At 42.1% G+C, this 17058-nt stretch carries 18 protein-coding genes and 1 tRNA gene; 7 read left to right on the forward strand and 12 right to left on the reverse strand.

Annotated features, from left to right (window positions below; all coding sequences use genetic code 11):
• Positions 1–38: 38 nt before the first annotated feature.
• Complete coding sequence (locus O6P32_RS10040) at positions 39–791, reverse strand: NigD1/NigD2 family lipoprotein (RefSeq protein WP_269878342.1); 753 nt, start codon at positions 789–791, stop codon at positions 39–41.
• A 321-nt stretch (positions 792–1112) separates the two neighbouring features.
• On the opposite strand from O6P32_RS10040, the gene O6P32_RS10045 reads away from it, so the two are divergent.
• From O6P32_RS10045 to O6P32_RS10055, 3 genes are all read left to right on the forward strand, one after another.
• Entirely contained in the window at positions 1113–3890 is a 2778-nt protein-coding gene (locus tag O6P32_RS10045) for a glycoside hydrolase family 2 TIM barrel-domain containing protein (protein WP_269878343.1), read from the forward strand.
• Between the two features lie 386 nt (positions 3891–4276).
• A complete protein-coding gene (locus tag O6P32_RS10050) occupies positions 4277–4933 on the forward strand; it encodes a lipocalin-like domain-containing protein (protein ID WP_269878344.1) in 657 nt (218 codons plus the stop codon).
• A gap of 125 nt (positions 4934–5058) precedes the next feature.
• Positions 5059–5655, forward strand: a complete 597-nt coding sequence (locus O6P32_RS10055) for a DUF4923 family protein (RefSeq protein WP_269878345.1) — start codon at positions 5059–5061, stop codon at positions 5653–5655.
• Between the two features lie 137 nt (positions 5656–5792).
• Here the strand turns inward: O6P32_RS10055 and O6P32_RS10060 are convergent, their stop codons facing one another.
• On the reverse strand, positions 5793–5951 hold the full coding sequence (locus O6P32_RS10060) for a YqaE/Pmp3 family membrane protein (RefSeq protein ID WP_178265996.1): 159 nt from the start codon (positions 5949–5951) through the stop codon (positions 5793–5795).
• Between the two features lie 19 nt (positions 5952–5970).
• Positions 5971–7374 (reverse strand): methyltransferase RsmF C-terminal domain-like protein, encoded by a 1404-nt coding sequence (locus O6P32_RS10065; protein ID WP_178265997.1) that lies wholly within the window; start codon positions 7372–7374, stop codon positions 5971–5973.
• A 111-nt stretch (positions 7375–7485) separates the two neighbouring features.
• Here O6P32_RS10065 and O6P32_RS10070 point away from each other — a divergent pair, with 111 nt between their 5' ends.
• Together O6P32_RS10070 and O6P32_RS10075 are read left to right on the forward strand one after the other, a co-directional pair.
• Complete coding sequence (locus O6P32_RS10070) at positions 7486–8280, forward strand: thymidylate synthase (RefSeq protein ID WP_269878348.1); 795 nt, start codon at positions 7486–7488, stop codon at positions 8278–8280.
• A 158-nt stretch (positions 8281–8438) separates the two neighbouring features.
• A complete protein-coding gene (locus tag O6P32_RS10075) occupies positions 8439–8936 on the forward strand; it encodes a dihydrofolate reductase (RefSeq protein WP_269878349.1) in 498 nt (165 codons plus the stop codon).
• Here O6P32_RS10075 and O6P32_RS10080 read toward each other — a convergent pair.
• On the reverse strand, positions 8933–9409 hold the full coding sequence (locus O6P32_RS10080; RefSeq protein ID WP_178266000.1) for an Lrp/AsnC family transcriptional regulator: 477 nt from the start codon (positions 9407–9409) through the stop codon (positions 8933–8935). The two genes, O6P32_RS10075 and O6P32_RS10080, sit on opposite strands and share 4 nt — an antisense overlap.
• Before the next feature lie 136 nt (positions 9410–9545).
• Between O6P32_RS10080 and O6P32_RS10085 the strand changes: the two genes are divergently transcribed.
• Together O6P32_RS10085 and O6P32_RS10090 are read left to right on the forward strand one after the other, a co-directional pair.
• Entirely contained in the window at positions 9546–10829 is a 1284-nt protein-coding gene (locus O6P32_RS10085) for a M64 family metallopeptidase (protein WP_178266001.1), read from the forward strand.
• Between the two features lie 29 nt (positions 10830–10858).
• Entirely contained in the window at positions 10859–11401 is a 543-nt protein-coding gene (locus O6P32_RS10090) for a GNAT family N-acetyltransferase (RefSeq protein ID WP_269878350.1), read from the forward strand.
• Positions 11402–11638: 237 nt separating this feature from the next.
• Here O6P32_RS10090 and O6P32_RS10095 read toward each other — a convergent pair whose 3' ends face one another.
• The 8 genes from O6P32_RS10095 to O6P32_RS10130 all read right to left on the reverse strand — a co-directional run bounded on the left by O6P32_RS10095 (position 11639) and on the right by O6P32_RS10130 (position 16872).
• Positions 11639–12103: an ExbD/TolR family protein gene (locus O6P32_RS10095; protein WP_178266003.1), complete on the reverse strand. Its 465-nt coding sequence runs from the start codon at positions 12101–12103 to the stop codon at positions 11639–11641.
• 2 nt (positions 12104–12105) lie between these two features.
• Entirely contained in the window at positions 12106–12696 is a 591-nt protein-coding gene (locus tag O6P32_RS10100; RefSeq protein ID WP_178266004.1) for an ExbD/TolR family protein, read from the reverse strand.
• 41 nt (positions 12697–12737) lie between these two features.
• The gene (locus O6P32_RS10105; RefSeq protein WP_178266005.1) at positions 12738–13199 is read right to left on the reverse strand and encodes a hypothetical protein; all 462 of its coding nucleotides are present in this window, start codon (positions 13197–13199) and stop codon (positions 12738–12740) included.
• A gap of 8 nt (positions 13200–13207) precedes the next feature.
• Entirely contained in the window at positions 13208–14008 is an 801-nt protein-coding gene (locus O6P32_RS10110; RefSeq protein ID WP_178266006.1) for a MotA/TolQ/ExbB proton channel family protein, read from the reverse strand.
• 72 nt (positions 14009–14080) lie between these two features.
• Positions 14081–14168, reverse strand: a tRNA-Ser gene (locus O6P32_RS10115).
• Between the two features lie 158 nt (positions 14169–14326).
• On the reverse strand, positions 14327–15115 hold the full coding sequence (locus O6P32_RS10120) for a TatD family hydrolase (protein WP_269878353.1): 789 nt from the start codon (positions 15113–15115) through the stop codon (positions 14327–14329).
• A gap of 4 nt (positions 15116–15119) precedes the next feature.
• Positions 15120–16103, reverse strand: coding sequence for a polyprenyl synthetase family protein (locus O6P32_RS10125; RefSeq protein ID WP_269878354.1), 984 nt, complete (start codon positions 16101–16103; stop codon positions 15120–15122).
• Between the two features lie 82 nt (positions 16104–16185).
• On the reverse strand, positions 16186–16872 hold the full coding sequence (locus tag O6P32_RS10130) for an energy transducer TonB (RefSeq protein WP_269878356.1): 687 nt from the start codon (positions 16870–16872) through the stop codon (positions 16186–16188).
• Between the last annotated feature and the right edge of the window lie 186 nt (positions 16873–17058).

A 17058-nucleotide genomic window follows, 5' to 3' on the forward strand; every position in this document is an offset into this window, starting at 1 on the left:
TACCGTGAGCTCACACCATCAGTCGTGTCAATCCGAGGTTATTTTACCTTAAAGGTACTTCTCATCGAAGTCAGTGCTTCGGGGTTCGGATTCACTTCTTTTCGGGTACAATAATCAAATTCAGCAGATTTTTCTCCGGAGAAAGAGTTCCATTTCAATTTCAGTTTCACGGTTTCTCCGTTCGTATCGGGCAGTCCGTCCAGTTTGAAGGCAACCAGCGCATCACCTACCATCCCATAAGTATCTCCGTAGGCATTGTGTCTGAACTCAACTTCATACTGATTGTCCGGATTATTGGTACGGAGCAAGTTGACATAATGCGGCTGGGAAGAATTTCCCCAACGTGTACGGAAGCGCAAGGTCAGATAACCGTCTTCTGCTATCGTTACCCAGTCGTTTACTATTTCTACCGGGTCGTTACCATAAACCTCGTCGTTCTCCTCACCCAAGTCGGCAGCAATCGGTTTGGTCAGAATACTGTCTATCCAGTTTATCTGCACCGCCTTGGTGTATCTCCCGCTTGCCTGGTCTACCTCCTCATAATTTACCAGCGCACGTACTTCCTTTCCGTCGTAAGGAGAAGAAGCCATGTTTACAGGCAACAAGGTAGTTTCCTCGTCCAGCTGCAGGAAAAAAGTCTCGTCGGCATCGGTTTTTGCCGTAACAAGTGCATTGGGTACTCTGACGTAATATCTATTGTCGTCGTCATCCTGACACGACTGTATTCCCATACTTCCGGCCACCACCAGCACGGCCATCAATCCTTTCTGCAATAGCGAATATACTTTCATCACATTATTCTTTTAAGAGTTAAACTTATCTTCTGTTCTTCACTTAGAAAATGAAAACCCTCAAGAAAGCCTGCATTTTTAAATGTTAAATATCAATAAGATAACGTGAGGTCAACATAAAATAAACAGCGCCATAAAGTTTTATCTTACAAGATTACAGTAGAAGTAATATAAAAAATAAGATTGTCCATGTTTTCCTGAAAAGATTCTATTTTTTACATCTCTTTTACTCCCTACTTTTGTCCTGTTAAAATTAATTATCTAACTACATGAAAATGTATAATAAGCGATTTGTTTATTTTGAATCTTATTTATAGTATCATGAAAAATTTATTCGTTCTATTAAGCTGCATTTGCTGTTTTTCGTGCAAGCCCTCTATACAGCAGATAGATTTAAGCGGTACGTGGGAGTTTACTACAGACACATCACAATGGAACCAGTCACTTATCCTGCCGGGAAGTGTTACTTCCAATCGTCTGGGAGAGGACATTTCAATGTCTACTCCATGGACCGGCACCATTGTCGACTCGTCTTTTTTCTTTGCCGACAAATATGCAGAATACCGTACAGCCGAAAATTTCAAAGTTCCTTTTTGGTTGCAACCTGAAAAATATTTCCGGGGAGAAGCCTGGTACAAAAAAACGGTAGAAATACCACAAAACTGGGATAAATACGATGTCATGCTTACACTTGAGCGTTGTCACTGGGATACAGAACTGTGGATAGACGGAAGCTATGCAGGAAGTGGGCACAGCTTAGGTACCCCACATCGTTATTTGCTCACCCAATGGCTTACTCCCGGCAAACATGAACTTTTGCTCAAAGTAGACAATAGCTTAAAGACCGTAAATCCGGGTATCAACTCTCATAGTGTTACCGATCATACTCAAGGCAACTGGAATGGGGTGATTGGAAAAATTGCATTGGAAGCACTGCCACAAATACGGATAAACCATTTGGATATTTTCCCCGACATAGACCATAAGAAGGTAAAGGTGGAACTGGAAGCTCTCAATTCTACCAGCACAGCACAAGAAGTTACATTTAAAATGGAAGTAGGCGGACGAGCATTCGAAAAGAGCCAAACTCTTCCTACAGGAACATCTCCCGTATATGCAGAAATAGAAATGGGAGACAGTATTTTGCTTTGGGACGAATTCCACCCCCATTTATACCAACTGAATGTGCATCTTTCCGGAACAGACGGAAAAGAACTGAGCCACTGTTCGGAACAATTTGGTATGCGCAAACTGGAAGTTGTCCAGAATCATATTCTGATAAACGGACGGAAAGTATTTTTCCGTGGTATGCTCGACTGTGCCGCTTTCCCCCTTACAGGTTACCCCTCCATGGACAAAGAGTATTGGGTGAAAATGTTCACCAATTGTCGGAACCATGGTTTGAATCATGTACGATTCCACTCCTGGTGTCCGCCGGAAATAGCCTTTCAAGTAGCCGACGAAATGGGATTCTATCTGCAAATAGAATGTTCTTCATGGGCTAATCAGGGAATAACAATCGGCGACGGAACTTCTTTGGATCAGTTCATACGGGATGAAAGCGAACGTATGGTACGTGAATACGGAAACCACCCCTCTTTCTGTATGATGTTATACGGAAACGAACCGTCTGGAGAAAAAAGCACTCCCTATCTGGCAGATTTTGTGACTCATTGGAAAGAAAAAGATACACGCCGTTTGTATTCTACTGCTGCAGGCTGGCCTAATTTACCGATAAACGATTTCTTAAATGACCCTACTCCACGTATACAAGGATGGGGACAAGGACTTACAAGTATTATCAATGCCGAAGCTCCCCGTACCAACTACGATTGGAGCAATTACGTACAACAGTTCAACCAGCCTGTAATCAGCCACGAAATAGGACAATGGTGTGTCTACCCCGATTTCAAGGAAATAAGCAAATATACCGGACTGATGAAGGCTCATAACTTTGAAATATTCCGTGATGATCTGAAAAAGAACGGAATGATTCATTTGGCTGACAGTTTTCTACTGGCTTCGGGTAAATTACAGGCTCTTTGCTACAAAGCAGACATCGAAGCTGCTCTTCGCACACCCGATTTTGGAGGATTCCAGCTCTTAGGATTGTACGATTTCCCTGGACAAGGTACTGCACTGGTAGGAGTTCTGAATGTCTTCGGAGAAGAAAAAGGATATATTTCTCCCGAAGAATACCGTCAATTCTGCAATACCACTGTGCCTCTTGCACGATTGCCCAAACTGATTTATACGAACAATGAAAGCCTGACTGCTTCCGTCGAAGTGGCTCATTTTGGCGATAAGCAGTTATCAAATCCAAAATTAGGATGGATACTATCCACAGACGATGGAAAAACAATAGGTAAGGGACAATGGAATGCAAATCAGATTTCTATAGGAAACAATATTTCATTAGGCAATATCAACTTCCCTCTGTCAGGAATTACAGAGCCCAAACAATTGTCTCTAAAGGTATATGTGAATGATTTTGAAAACGAATGGCACATTTGGGTATATCCCTCTACTCCCCGAAACCAGTATGCAGACAATGACATCTTAGTAACAAACAGCTTAGACAACAAGGCAAAAGAAGTATTGGAAAAAGGAGGCAAGGTACTTTTATCATTACCTAAAGGCAAACTGCGTGCTGATATGGGAGGAGACATTCAAATAGGATTCTCCAGCATATTCTGGAATACAGCCTGGACATTGGGACAAGCGCCTCATACGTTAGGTATTTTATGTAACCCACATCATCCGGCGCTTTCACAGTTTCCTACAAATTACTACAGCGATTACCAGTGGTGGGATGCAATGTCTTACTCCAATGCCATCGAAATGGATAAGCTTGCCAAAGGGGCTCAACCGATTGTACGTGTCATCGATGATTGGTTTACAAACCGCTCACTGGGACTGATAACCGAATTCAAGGTAGGTAAAGGAAAACTTGTGCTATCCGGTATAGACTTCTGGCAGAAAATGGATGAGCGTCCGGCTGCACGTCAGCTGCTTAATAGCCTGAAGGCCTATATGAGCAGTGAGCAATTCCATCCTGTACAAGAAATAAAATCAGAGGATTTACAACAACTTTATTAAAAAGGAAAAACAATAATATTAATCTTATCAACTTCCTTTCTACAGGAACTAATGGCCGGTTTCTCAGCTCTAACAATTTGTCTGAAACCGGCCATTTATTTTCAAAACTTCTCAAGAATAAATTTCGCCCCGCCATTACAAATAACATTTATTAACAGGGATATCAAGCAGTCACTTGCAAAAACTTACATTATATATACGAATTAGATAATGAAAGAATAATAGACTATTCATTTGATATCATGAGCAAAAGAAACAACACAGAAACTAAAATTAAGGTTAATTGACTAATAATACTTCTTCCATCGTATCTAATTGCACAAAAGTTTGAGAGAGAATATCTATCTTTGGATATTCTTTCTTAAACTTTTTAAATTTAACCGATTATGAAAAATTACTTATTTCTTCTTTCCGCACTCTTATTATTACCTGCCTGCAGCGAACAGGTCTCTATTGAAGGTTCATGGGTAGAACCGGTACCGGGTATGCCCGATATGCAGCAAGGATTTACGCTCGAAGCCAATGGAAAAGCATCTTCTATCGAGATGGCAACCCTGCAATATGAATCATGGAAAAAAGAAGGAAACCAACTGATTCTTTCGGGAAAAAGTATCGGGAATCATCTTACAATTGATTTTTCCGACACGCTGACTATCGAAAAGCTGACTGCCGACAGCCTGATTCTGAAACGGGGAGAAGTTGTCTGCACCTATACACGTGCTCAAGAAATACAGACCAAAGAAAGTATACCGGCCGCTACACTTACTCCAGCCAAACAGATACGCACAGTCAAAGGAGAATTGGTCATTGCACACGAAGTACGGGCTTTTACGGCTACAGGTGACTCACTGACTTACTGGGTGATTGACAAGACAGGAGAACTTGCACGCCAATACGACGAACTGACCGGAGGAGTGAAAAACGGGACTCCCGTATACGCAGAACTGGAAGTGATTGACATGGGAAAATCGGACGAAGGTTTTGCTGCAGAATACGACGGAGTATATCAGGTAGAAAAAATTCAGAAACTGGCAGTTAAGTAAACAACTGTAAATATCCTGCTCCTGTCTTGAAAAGAAAGAAGTTGGCAGATTTTTTTTGACAAAAAAACAATTTTCATTGTATATTTGTTTGTTTTCTGATTAAATACAAACTAAATATACAAGAAATGAAAAAAAGAATGTTATTAAAAAGTTTCTGTATCGCATTGCTTTTATGCTGTATATCAGGCAAAACTTATGCACAGGACTGGAAATCGATCCTTACCGGAGTAGCTAAAGAGGTAGTGGGAGACAAAATTACAACAGCTTCTTCTATCGTAGGAACATGGAATTATGTAGCACCGGAATGTCAGTTTGAGAGTGACGACCTGCTGGCAAAGGCAGGAGGAGAAGTGGCTTCGAAAAAAGTAGAAGACCAGATGCAGACTGTATACGACAAGATAGGTCTGAGTGGATGCCAGTTTACATTCAACGAAGACGGCAGCTACTCTTATAAGTTGAAGAACCGTACCGTAAGCGGCACTTATACGTTCAATGATACCGATAAAACCATTACCATGTCTGCCAAACTGGGTATCAAACTGACTGCCCAAGTCACTGTAGCAGGAAACAACATGAGTCTGGTTTTCAATACAGACAAACTGATGTCTGCCTTGCAGACCATCACCGGAGCAGTATCGAAAGTAAACGACACGGCATCCAGCATTAATTCGCTTATCAGTACATACGACGGACTGAGACTGGGATTTGAACTGGAAAAATAATCATTTATACCGGAAGAATTCTTTTCGGATACATACGTAAAAACGCGACTTGTATCGATGGCTTACGTGACTTGTATCGATAGCATACGATACAAGTATCGAAGGGTGACGATACAAGTCGCGTTTTTTATGTGTTTTTATTGCTTCTTTCCGTTCAGTATGACAAGTGCTCCAATTACTCCGGGTACCCAACCGCAAAGGGTAAGAAGCAGAATAATCAAGACGGAACCACATCCCTTGTCTATAATGGCAAGAGGTGGGAAAATAATAGCAAGAATAACTCTTATCAGTGACATTGTCTTTATTTTTTAGTAATTACAAAGGGAAAACAAGATTCTCCGGCAAATATCCGCTTCGTATACGCCATTCCTGCGGATAGAGATTGTTGGCACGGTTGCCTATATTCTTGGCAAATCCCAAAGGAATTCCGCGGTAAGTCAGAAGCACATAGCCTCGTGGAACTTCAGGCGAAAGAGTCACGGCTTCCTTGCGCAAATAAGCCACTGCCTGTTCATAACTCAGCACCGCTTCGGGGAAGATTCCTTCTTTCCGTACGGTACTCATAGCCAGCGAATGTTCGGGAAGAAAATCCTTTCCTTTCAAACTGCAGATTGCCACACCGGCATGCAGAATCTTCAACGCATTTTTCAAACGTCCGTACAGTTCTGTATAGGTCTTCGGGAAAGCTCTTACCAGACTATCTTCTACCAGCCATTCGTATTCGTCCGAATCGTTTATCCAGTCTTTCACTTCTTTCGGGCATACAACTTCTTTCTGCCTCTTATCGCCTTTTTTGTTCTTTTTCGGTTTCTGAGAAAGATTTTCTTCCGAAGAAGCTTCTCCGTGCTTGCGCAAGACAGCAAGGAAAAGTCCCTCACCTACGGTTTTATGCGGCAGGAAACGATATACCGGGAAATCAGCTCCAATAAGATTTCCGGTAATGCCCCAGTCTTCTTTCACCTCAACCGGCAGAATTTCCGCACCCAACTCTTCAGCAATCCACTGTACATTGTCTTCGTTTTCTTCCCTATTGAAAGTACAGGTACTGTAAATCAAAATTCCACCGGGTTTCAAGCATCCCCAGATATCACGCAGAATACGCTGCTGACGTTGCCAGCAAAGCGTAACATTGTCTACACTCCATTCGTCTACAGCCACCTGGTCTTTGCGGAACATACCTTCTCCCGAGCAAGGCACATCAGTCAGAATCACATCGAATACCTGCTCCAGTTCTGCAAAATCGGCCGGATCGTTGTTTGTCACCACCACTCCGGGATGTCCCCATTTTATCAAATTCTCTGCCAATACTTGTGAACGGTTTCGCATCACCTCGTTAGCTACCAGCAAACTTCCTTCGGGCAATACGCTACGGGCCAGTGTAGATTTACCACCGGGGGCTGCACAAAGATCGAGCATCACCGAAGGAGCATGTACATACTGCCGCAAAGCCTGCTCTACAAACATAGACGAGGCCTCCTGCACGTAATAGCATCCGGCATGAAAGAGAGGGTCGAAAGTAAAGGTAGGACGGACAGAAAGATAATATCCGGCCGAACTCCAGGCTACCGGACGAGCGTCTTGAGGTATCTGTGAAAATTTCCGCTCGTTCATACGGATACTGACAGGAGTTTCCCGCTGCAAGGCTTCGCAAAACAAGGTGAACTGTTCTTCTCCCATCAGTTGGGAGGTACGGCGAATAAAATCGGATGGTAGATTCATACAAACAACTACATTTATTGTCTGCAAAAATAAGATATTTCACAATGACCGCCAACAACTGATGAATTTTAGCTACCTTTGTTCACTATAATAAAAAGTATATATCCCGAAATGAAACAATATTTAGATCTGCTCAGACACATCCGTACGGAAGGTGTGAAAAAAGAAGACCGTACAGGTACCGGAACAATCAGTACCTTTGGTTATCAGATGAGATTTAATCTGGAAGACGGCTTTCCGCTGGTCACTACCAAGAAGCTTCACCTCAAATCCATTATCCATGAACTGCTTTGGTTCCTCCAGGGGGACACCAATGTGAAGTATCTGCAGGAAAACGGAGTACGAATCTGGAACGAGTGGGCAGATGAAAACGGTGATTTGGGACATATCTACGGCTATCAGTGGCGCTCGTGGCCGACTTACGACGGAGGTTTCATCGATCAGATTTCGGAAGCAGTGGAAACCATCAAGCATAATCCGGACTCACGACGCATCATTGTAAACGCATGGAACGTAGCCGACCTGAAAAACATGAATCTTCCGCCTTGCCACATGTTTTTCCAGTTTTATGTAGCCAACGGACGCCTGAGCCTGCAAATGTATCAGCGTAGTGCCGACTCTTTCCTGGGAGTTCCGTTCAATATCGCTTCGTATGCCTTGCTGCTGCAGATGATGGCACAGGTTACCGGACTGAAAGCAGGAGACTTTATCCATACGCTAGGCGATGCTCATATATATCTGAATCATCTGGAACAGGTCGACTTGCAGCTTACCCGCGAACCTCGCCCATTGCCACGCATGATACTGAATCCGGATGTAAAGGATATTTTCAGTTTCAAATACGAAGACTTCACTTTGGAAGGATACAACCCTCATCCGCATATTGCCGGAAAAGTATCTGTATGATTATTTTGAGTTTTTAAGTTGGTGAGTTTTTAAGTTGGTTCACTCCAAAATACTCAATCCATCTCCTTTCTAACTCATAAACTTAAAAACTCAAAACATTTTGTCAACCTAAGACATCAACAAACTCAAAAACTTAAAAACTAAAAAACTTAAAATACATGCTTTCCATTATTGTAGCAGTCAACAAAAACCGTGGTATCGGATTCGAAAATAAGTTATTATACTGGTTGCCAAACGACTTGAAACGCTTCAAGGCACTGACTACCGGACATACTATCATTATGGGACGTAAAACCTTTGAATCACTTCCCAAAGGTGCTCTGCCCAACCGCCGCAACATCGTATTAAGCCGGAACCAGTCTGCTGTATTCGAAGGAGCAGAGCATTTTTCATCGCTGGAAGAAGCGCTGAAACACTGTACAAAGGAAGAAGAAGTATTCATTATTGGTGGTGCGAGTCTGTATGCCGAGGCACTTCCTCTGGCCGACACACTCTATCTGACAGAAATAAACGACAGTGAAAAACCGGCCGACGCATTCTTTCCTGCTATCGACCCAACTCTCTGGAAAGAAAAAAGTAGAGAATGCCATCCGGAAGACGAAAAGCATCTCTACTCCTATACCTTTATCGATTACGAACGGATTGGTAACCGTTAATCCTCATCAGCCAAATCTATAATCGGCATCTGACGTTTGATGGCTTCACGGAAAGAAATGATAGTTTCCGAACGTGAAAGCCCTAACGGCTGTAACTTGTCATGAATAATTTCAAGCAAGTGATGGTTGTTTTTTGCGTAAATCTTGATAAACATGTCGTACTGCCCAGTCGTAAAATGACATTCCACCACCTCCGGAATATGCTTCAAAGCTTCCGTTACGGTATCAAACTGCTCAGGATCTTTCAGATACAGTCCGATATAGGCACATGTTTCATACCCTATTTTTTCAGGATCTATCACAAATTCAGAACCCTTCAGGATTCCTAAATTAGTCAGCTTCTGAATACGCTGATGGATTGCAGCTCCCGATACATTGCAGGCACGTGCAACTTCCAGAAAAGGAATACGTGCGTTATCGGCTATCAGCCGCAAAATTTGTTCGTCTAAACGATCTAACTGATGATGTCCCATTTACTCATTTTTAAATTCATACAAAGATAAGAGTTTTCTTTCATATCTTTTACAAGGGACAGAAGTTTTGTAACAAATTATCCTCTCTTTTGGCAGATAATTCTATCTTTGTAAAAGAAATATAAAACCGTAATTCATGAAGAAAACACTTTTCTCGCTTATTTTAAGCAGCCTGCTCCTGCCAGGACAGGCACAGGATTTCGATACTTATTTTACAGACCGCACATTGCGTGTCGATTATCTTTTTACAGGAGATGCACAAAAACAAGAAGTTTATTTAGATGAACTGTGTGCCCTTCCTCACTGGGCCGGACGACGTCAGCATCTGAGCGAACTGCCTTTGGAAGGCAACGGAAACATTACCATGAAAGACAAGGCTACCGGAGAAGTTATTTACCGTACCTCATTCTCCAGCCTGTTTCAGGAATGGATCAGCGAAAAGGAGGCACAGAGTGTAAAACGCGGATTCGAAAATACGTTTCTACTGCCTTATCCTAAACAGGCTGCCATTGTCACCATTGAGCTGAAAGATGTACGTCATCGCACTTCTGCATCGTTCACCCATGAGGTAAATCCTAACGATATCCTCATTCACCAGCGCGGAAGTACGCATGTCACTCCACACCGTTACCTGCTGAAAAATGGAGAGGCCAAAGATTGCATCGACATTGCCATTCTGGCCGAAGGATATACTGCAGAAGAAATGGAACTCTTCTACCGCGATGCACAGGCTGCCTGTGATGCGATTTTCGCTCACGAACCTTTTGCACGACTGAAAGACCGTTTTAATGTGGTAGCCGTAGCCAGCGAATCGGAAGACAGTGGGGTAAGTATTCCCCGTAAGAACGAATGGAAAGCTACAGCAGTCAGCTCTCATTTCGATACATTCTACTCCGACCGGTATCTCACCAGCCGTAGCGTAAAAGCCATGCACAACTGGCTGGCTGGGATTCCTTACGAACATGTAGTGATTCTGGCCAATACCGACACGTATGGAGGAGGAGGTATTTATAACTCGTACCTGCTGACAACTGCTCATCACCCGATGTTCAGACCGGTAGTTGTACACGAGTTCGGTCACAGCTTTGGAGGACTGGGCGACGAATATGCCTATACATCTGAACCAAGTCCGATGTATCCGTACGACATAGAGCCGTGGGAACCTAATATCACCACGTTGGTGAACTTTGAAAGCAAATGGAAGGATATGGTACCAGAAGGAACTCCTATCCCTACCACACCGGAAAAAGACAGAAAGCTTCTGTATAGTAAAGTAGGTGTGTACGAAGGTGGAGGATATACCTTAAAAGGTATCTACCGTCCAACTACAGAATGCCGCATGAAAATCAATGAAGCACCGCGCTTCTGTCCGGTATGTGAACGGGCACTTGAAAAGATGATTCATTTTTATACGTATTAAGCATAACCTTATCACTTAATGACATTATCATGCTGACACTTACTAAAATTCAGACACACGAGAAAGAGTATCCGTTCATCGAACAACTGTTGCACGAATCATTCCCACTTGCAGAACGCAGAGACGATGACTTGCAGCGAGATTATACCGATCATAATCCGAAGTTTACCTGCTACCTGATTACAGACGAAGAAGAAGGCAAGAGAATCCTGGTCGGGTTAATGACTGTATGGGATTTGGACGGCTTTCACTATGGAGAACATCTTGCGACCTCTCCTAATCTACGTAACAAAGGCTACGGCAAGCAGATTATGCAACGGCTTCGTGAGCTTTATCCGGATACTTTTATCCTCGAAGTGGAACGTCCTACCGATGAAATGGCTATCCGCCGTATCGGATTTTACAAACGCTGCGGATTCTCTCTTTGCGAAAAAGACTATATGCAACCCTCATACCGTAAAGGAGGGGAAGAAGTTCCACTCTATCTGATGTACGCCGGAACAGACAGCATCGACAATCAGTTTGAAAGTATACGCGATACCATCTACCGCGAAGTATATGGGGTAAAGTAATTCAATTCCTCTTTTCCCTAAAAGCGCGAAGAACATTCTGAATCAATCAGAATGCCGATTTTCCGATAACACAAAAGCATCCCCAATGACCTTGACAGGCTGTTGGGGATGCTTTTATATTGAATACTTAGAACGATACAATTGCTTCATTCTATATAGCAATAAATCAGTACACAACAAAAAAAGAGAGAATCCACTTTTCAGCAGATTCTCTCTAATTCACTTTATCTTACACTATTACTGACGCTGAGTAGCTGAATAGTTGATTTTCAAAGCATAAGCCTGACGAAGAGCCTGTTTTACTTCTGTTACGATACCCATCTTAGTTTTAGCATCTACTTTCAGGGAAACAGTCATAAACGGTTTATCCTCTTCTTTCATGTTTTCACGTTCCTGATAAATGTAATCCTGAACTTCTGAAGTTTCAGCGAACTTATCGTTCAACTGGATACGGTCTGTAGTACCCATTTTCTTCTGGAACTCAGGCATCGGTTTACCAATGTAAATGAAAGACACCAAAGATTTCTTTTCAAGCTTTTCCAATTCTGTAGCCTGAGGCACTTTAAACTGAACCTTCAATGTAACTTCACGCATTGTTGTTACGATCATGAAGAAGAACAACATGGTAAAGATAAGGTCAGGCAAAGAAGAAGTATTCAACTCCGGCATGCCACGCTTACCTGTCTTATTAAATTTTCCCATGATTATTTTCCTCCATATTTTTTAGGTTCTGCTTCAGAAATCTTCTGTGGATAGTACTGAGTGATAGCATCCTTTTCAGCTTCTGAACATTCAGCCAAAGGTTTTCCAAACTGAGACTGAGCCAATTCGTTACGCAACTCGTTATAAGCGGCAACCAATTCGTTCTGAACCTGCAGGTAAGCATCATAGCTTGTACCCACGTCATTCTGTACAGAAATTACATGCTTTTCAGTAATCATTACGTTACCAAACAACGGCAAGTTCTTCATATGCTTTTCAGGCAAATTCGGATCGTCGTTCGGATTGGCAATGAATTCTTTTGCTTTTTCTCTTAATTGCTTAATATCACCCCATTCTCCAGCAACCATCAACTGGTCGTCCTTGTTCAGTTTTACCTGGAGAACGTTTCGTTCCTTTACAATGATATCATTGTTCTCCTGTTCCTTGTTTTCTGGGGGAGGCGGTAAACGTCTTGCCAGACCTCGGTCAGTATCCATTGATGTTGTAATCAGGAAGAAAATAAGCAACATGAAAGCAATATCGGCCGTAGAACTTGAGTTAATTCCAGGCACTGCTCTTTTCTTTCTTGCCATTCTATTTACTCCGTTTTAAATATTAAACTTCAATGTTCTGATTATTTCTTAAATAGACCTGAAAGGTTCAAGAGTGTTCCAACTGCTGCAATACCGAACAATACATAAGTAGAGTAGATCAGCATGTCAGAAACCTTCAACATTGTAACATCACTGTATTGTGTACCGTCACCCAACACTACAGTTTCAGCAGAACCCATATTGTAAGTAACAACCAACAACACAATCAGCAAAATAAGACCTAATAAAGATTTAATTGCACTTTTCGGATTATCTTTCAAAGCTCCTGCAAACTGTGCCAAAGCACCCAAGAGCGTAATGATAACAGAAACTCCAAACATAGCGTACATTAAGTACATCAGAGCTTCGGTATTCTGTGGCTCATTGTATTCGCCAACCGGATTATTGTATCCTACAAAGTAGAACATGCCCAATACTACCAAAATCAAGGCAACACAGACATAGAATACATAGTAAGATACTTTGTATGATAATTTAGCCATTGTTTATATTATTTTTTGTATTTCAAGTTGTACTTCATGATCATGTCAAGCAATGTGATAGAAGAATCTTCCATCTGGCTTGTAATAGCTTCAATCTTAGAAAGGATGTAGTTATAGAATACCTGAAGAATCAATGCTACAACCAAACCGAAGATAGTAGTGATCAACGCAACTTTCATACCACCTGCAACGACTGTCGGAGAGATATCACCTGCCTGCTGGATTTTATCGAACGCCATAACCATACCGATTACAGTACCCAAGAATCCCAAAGACGGAGCCATCGCGATAAACAATGTGATCCAAGAACATCCTTTTTCAAGGTAACCTGCCTGAACACCACCGTAAGAAACTACTGAACGTTCTACTACGTCCAAACCTTCGTCGATTCTCATCAGACCCTGATAGCAGATAGAAGCAACAGGACCGCGAGTGTTACGGCATACAGTTTTAGCACCTTCTACATCACCTTTTTCCAAAGCAGCTTCAATTTTAGCCATCAATTTCTTTACGTCAACTTCAGCCAAGCTCAAGTAAATGATACGTTCAATACAGAAAGCCAAACCAAGAACCAATGCAATAGCTACCAATGACATGAAGCTTGCATCACCTTCAATAAATTTAGTTTTTAACTCTTTGTGCATACCACCTTCTTCAACAACTGCAGGAGCTGCTGCTTCGTCCGCTGCTGCAACCTGTTCTGTCTGTGCCGGAGCTGCTGTAGCTGTAGAATCCTGAGCCATAGCTGTCTGAGTCATTCCAAATGAGAGGACTCCCATCACTGCAAGAATTGCAAATAACTTTTTCATTGTGTGTCTAATTTTTAAGATTAATTAATTAATAGTTATAAATTGTTTTTATTGTTCACTAAAATCTGTTTGCGGAGAGAACGGGATTCGAACCCGTGATACGCTTTTGGCGTATACACGCTTTCCAGGCGTGCCTCTTCAACCACTCGAGCACCTCTCCTTTATGGCCTCGCCAAGGGGTTTCCCTTAAAAACGAACGCAAATTACAAATAAAAATGCGAACGGCAAGCGATTTCAGCCACAAATGTATTCTTTTTTTTCGTCTTACATAACAATCGGAAGACAAAAGTTCACAGATTCACCTAAAATTAATAAACTTTAAAAACTTCCTTCGGCTTTTTTGAAGACTTTGAGTGCATTTTCGGAAGTCGTAAGTCCGATTTCGGACAAAGGTCTCTCATAGATTTCAGACAACTTCTCTGCCACCTTTACCAGATAGGCACTCTCGTTTCTTTTACCTCTATAAGGCACCGGTGCCAGATAAGGAGAATCCGTTTCCAGTACAATACGCTCAAGAGGAATTTCCTTCAAGACTTCGGGCAATGTACTTTTCTTAAAAGTCACCACACCGTTTACTCCCAACATGAATCCTTCGTAAGCCAGTAACTGCGCTGCATCTTCTGTCGTACCAGTAAAACTATGGAAAATACCGGTGAGTGAAGTTCCGGCATAAGGTTTCAAGACTTCCAACAATTCCGGATAGGCTTCTCTACAGTGTACGATCAACGGCAAATCATATTCCAAAGCCCATTGTATCTGCTCATCGAGTACCAGCATCTGTTCGTTCCGGTAAGTTTTATCCCAATACAGGTCCATTCCCACTTCTCCAATACCATAAAATGTCTGCTCCGAGCGCAACCATTGTTCAACGACAGCCAGTCTGCGTTTCCAGTCGGCATCTACAGAAGTAGGATGAAAACCAATCATCGGATAGCAACCGTCGTGAGTATTGCAAAGCGCCAGCATAGCTTCTACCGAAGTGTCATCGATATTAGGCATAAACAAGCGGAGTACACCAGCCTCTGTTGCACGAATCAGTGCCAATTCACGATCTTCATCAAATTCTTCAGCGAAGAGATGAGTATGTGTATCAATCAGGTTTACCATAGTCTTACAATTTACGGTTCATCAATTTCAATACAAAATCCATCAGATTCTGCTTCAAGGCATCTTCTACCGATACTTTTTCCAAAAGAGCTTTTGCCTCTTCGTAATACTGATCGATTTTCTGCTGGCAAATTTCTCCGATACCCACCTTATTATATATAGCCGTTACAGCTTCAATCTTAGAAGAAGGCACATAATTTGATGCCGCAATCCAATCAAGCAATTCTCTTCGGGTTTGTGCATCGGCTTTCTCAAGAGCTGTAATCAGCATATAAGTTTTCTTGTTACACAGAATATCTCCTCCTATTTTCTTACCGAATACAGCCGGATCTCCATACACATCCAAATAATCATCCTGCAACTGAAAAGCCAGTCCCATACGGACACCGAAATCATAAAGCAACTGAGCATCATCTTCCGAAGCTCCACCCAATATAGCTCCTATCTTCAATGCACCGGCCAACAACACTGAAGTTTTCAGACGAATCATTTCAATGTATTCTTCGACCGTCACATCCGTCCGTGTTTCAAACTCCATATCCCATTGTTGCCCTTCACACACCTCCAGAGCTGTTTGTCCGAAAACTTCCATTACACTTTTCACATACTGAGCCGGACAATCCTGCATCATGAACTGATAGGAAAGAATCAGCATGGCATCACCGGAAAGGATAGCCGCATTCGGATTCCATTTTTTATGCACAACCGGTTTTCCCCGGCGCATTTCTGCATTATCCATCAAATCATCATGCAAGAGCGTAAAGTTATGATAAGTTTCTATAGCGGCTGCCTGCGGAAAAATTCGTTCTACATCCTCCTTATATAAATTATAGGCAAGCAACATCAATACGGGACGTAAACGTTTTCCGCCCAATGACAAGACATATTCTATCGGATCGTAAAGTCCTTTCGGATTACGGGAATAAGGAAGCGATTCAATATAAGCATGAATCTGCTTCATCAAGTGTTCACTGCTTTGCTGGTTCATAAAAGAAAGATTTAGAGAGTTGGTACAAAAAAGGCTGCTCTTTGCAAAAGCAGCCTTTTAAAGAGTTATCTAACCAAATAGATTACTGCAATTTAAATGTTACAGGCACGGTATATTTTACACGTACTGCTTTACCACGCTGTTTACCTGGTTTCCACTTCGGCATGGTTTTGATGACACGAAGTGCTTCTTTATCCAAGTAAGGGTCAACACTACGAACAACAACCGGGTCAACGATAGAACCGTCCTGATTTACGACGAACTGAACGATTACACGTCCCTGTACACCGTTTTCCTGTGCGATAGTCGGATATTTGATGTTCTTACCCAAGAATTTCAAACATTCTGCCATACCACCAGGGAATTCAGGCATTTCTTCTACGACCATGAAGATTTCAGCTTCTTCCGGTTCTTCTTCTTCAACAACAGGAGCTACATACTTAATTTCAACTGCCTGATTGTTTTCTTCACTTGACTGGATGGTTGTTTCCTGTACATCCGCGTCATTTTCTGCAATCTGCAACACTTCTTCCACCTTCGGAGCTTCGGGGGGAGGAGGTGCCTGTTTCGGTTCTTCCTGTTCTGTAATAGGAATCATTTCTTCTTCGAAGATCGGCATTTCGACACCACTATCGGTAGTTACCTGTTTGTCACGTTCTGTCCATTCGAACGCCACGAACATCACTGCCAATATCAGCACGAATCCAATCAGCAGCCATGTGGTCTTTTTACCTTCCAAGTCTGCTTTGGGCGATTTTTTAATTTCCATAAAACAATTTTATAGGTTAATAATTCTCTGTTCGGCAAATGTAGCATAAATCTTTTAATCTGCCACATCTGGAAGGTAAAAAAATGCTATTTTATTTCATCTTATGTCCAGAAGCATAAAAAGTGGCATTTCTTGTATTTCATTCTCTTTGCATTATCCTATTCCTTAGCGTATTTTAACCATCGC

The organism is Phocaeicola acetigenes (genome assembly GCF_027529745.1).
Lineage (GTDB): Bacteria > Bacteroidota > Bacteroidia > Bacteroidales > Bacteroidaceae > Phocaeicola > Phocaeicola acetigenes.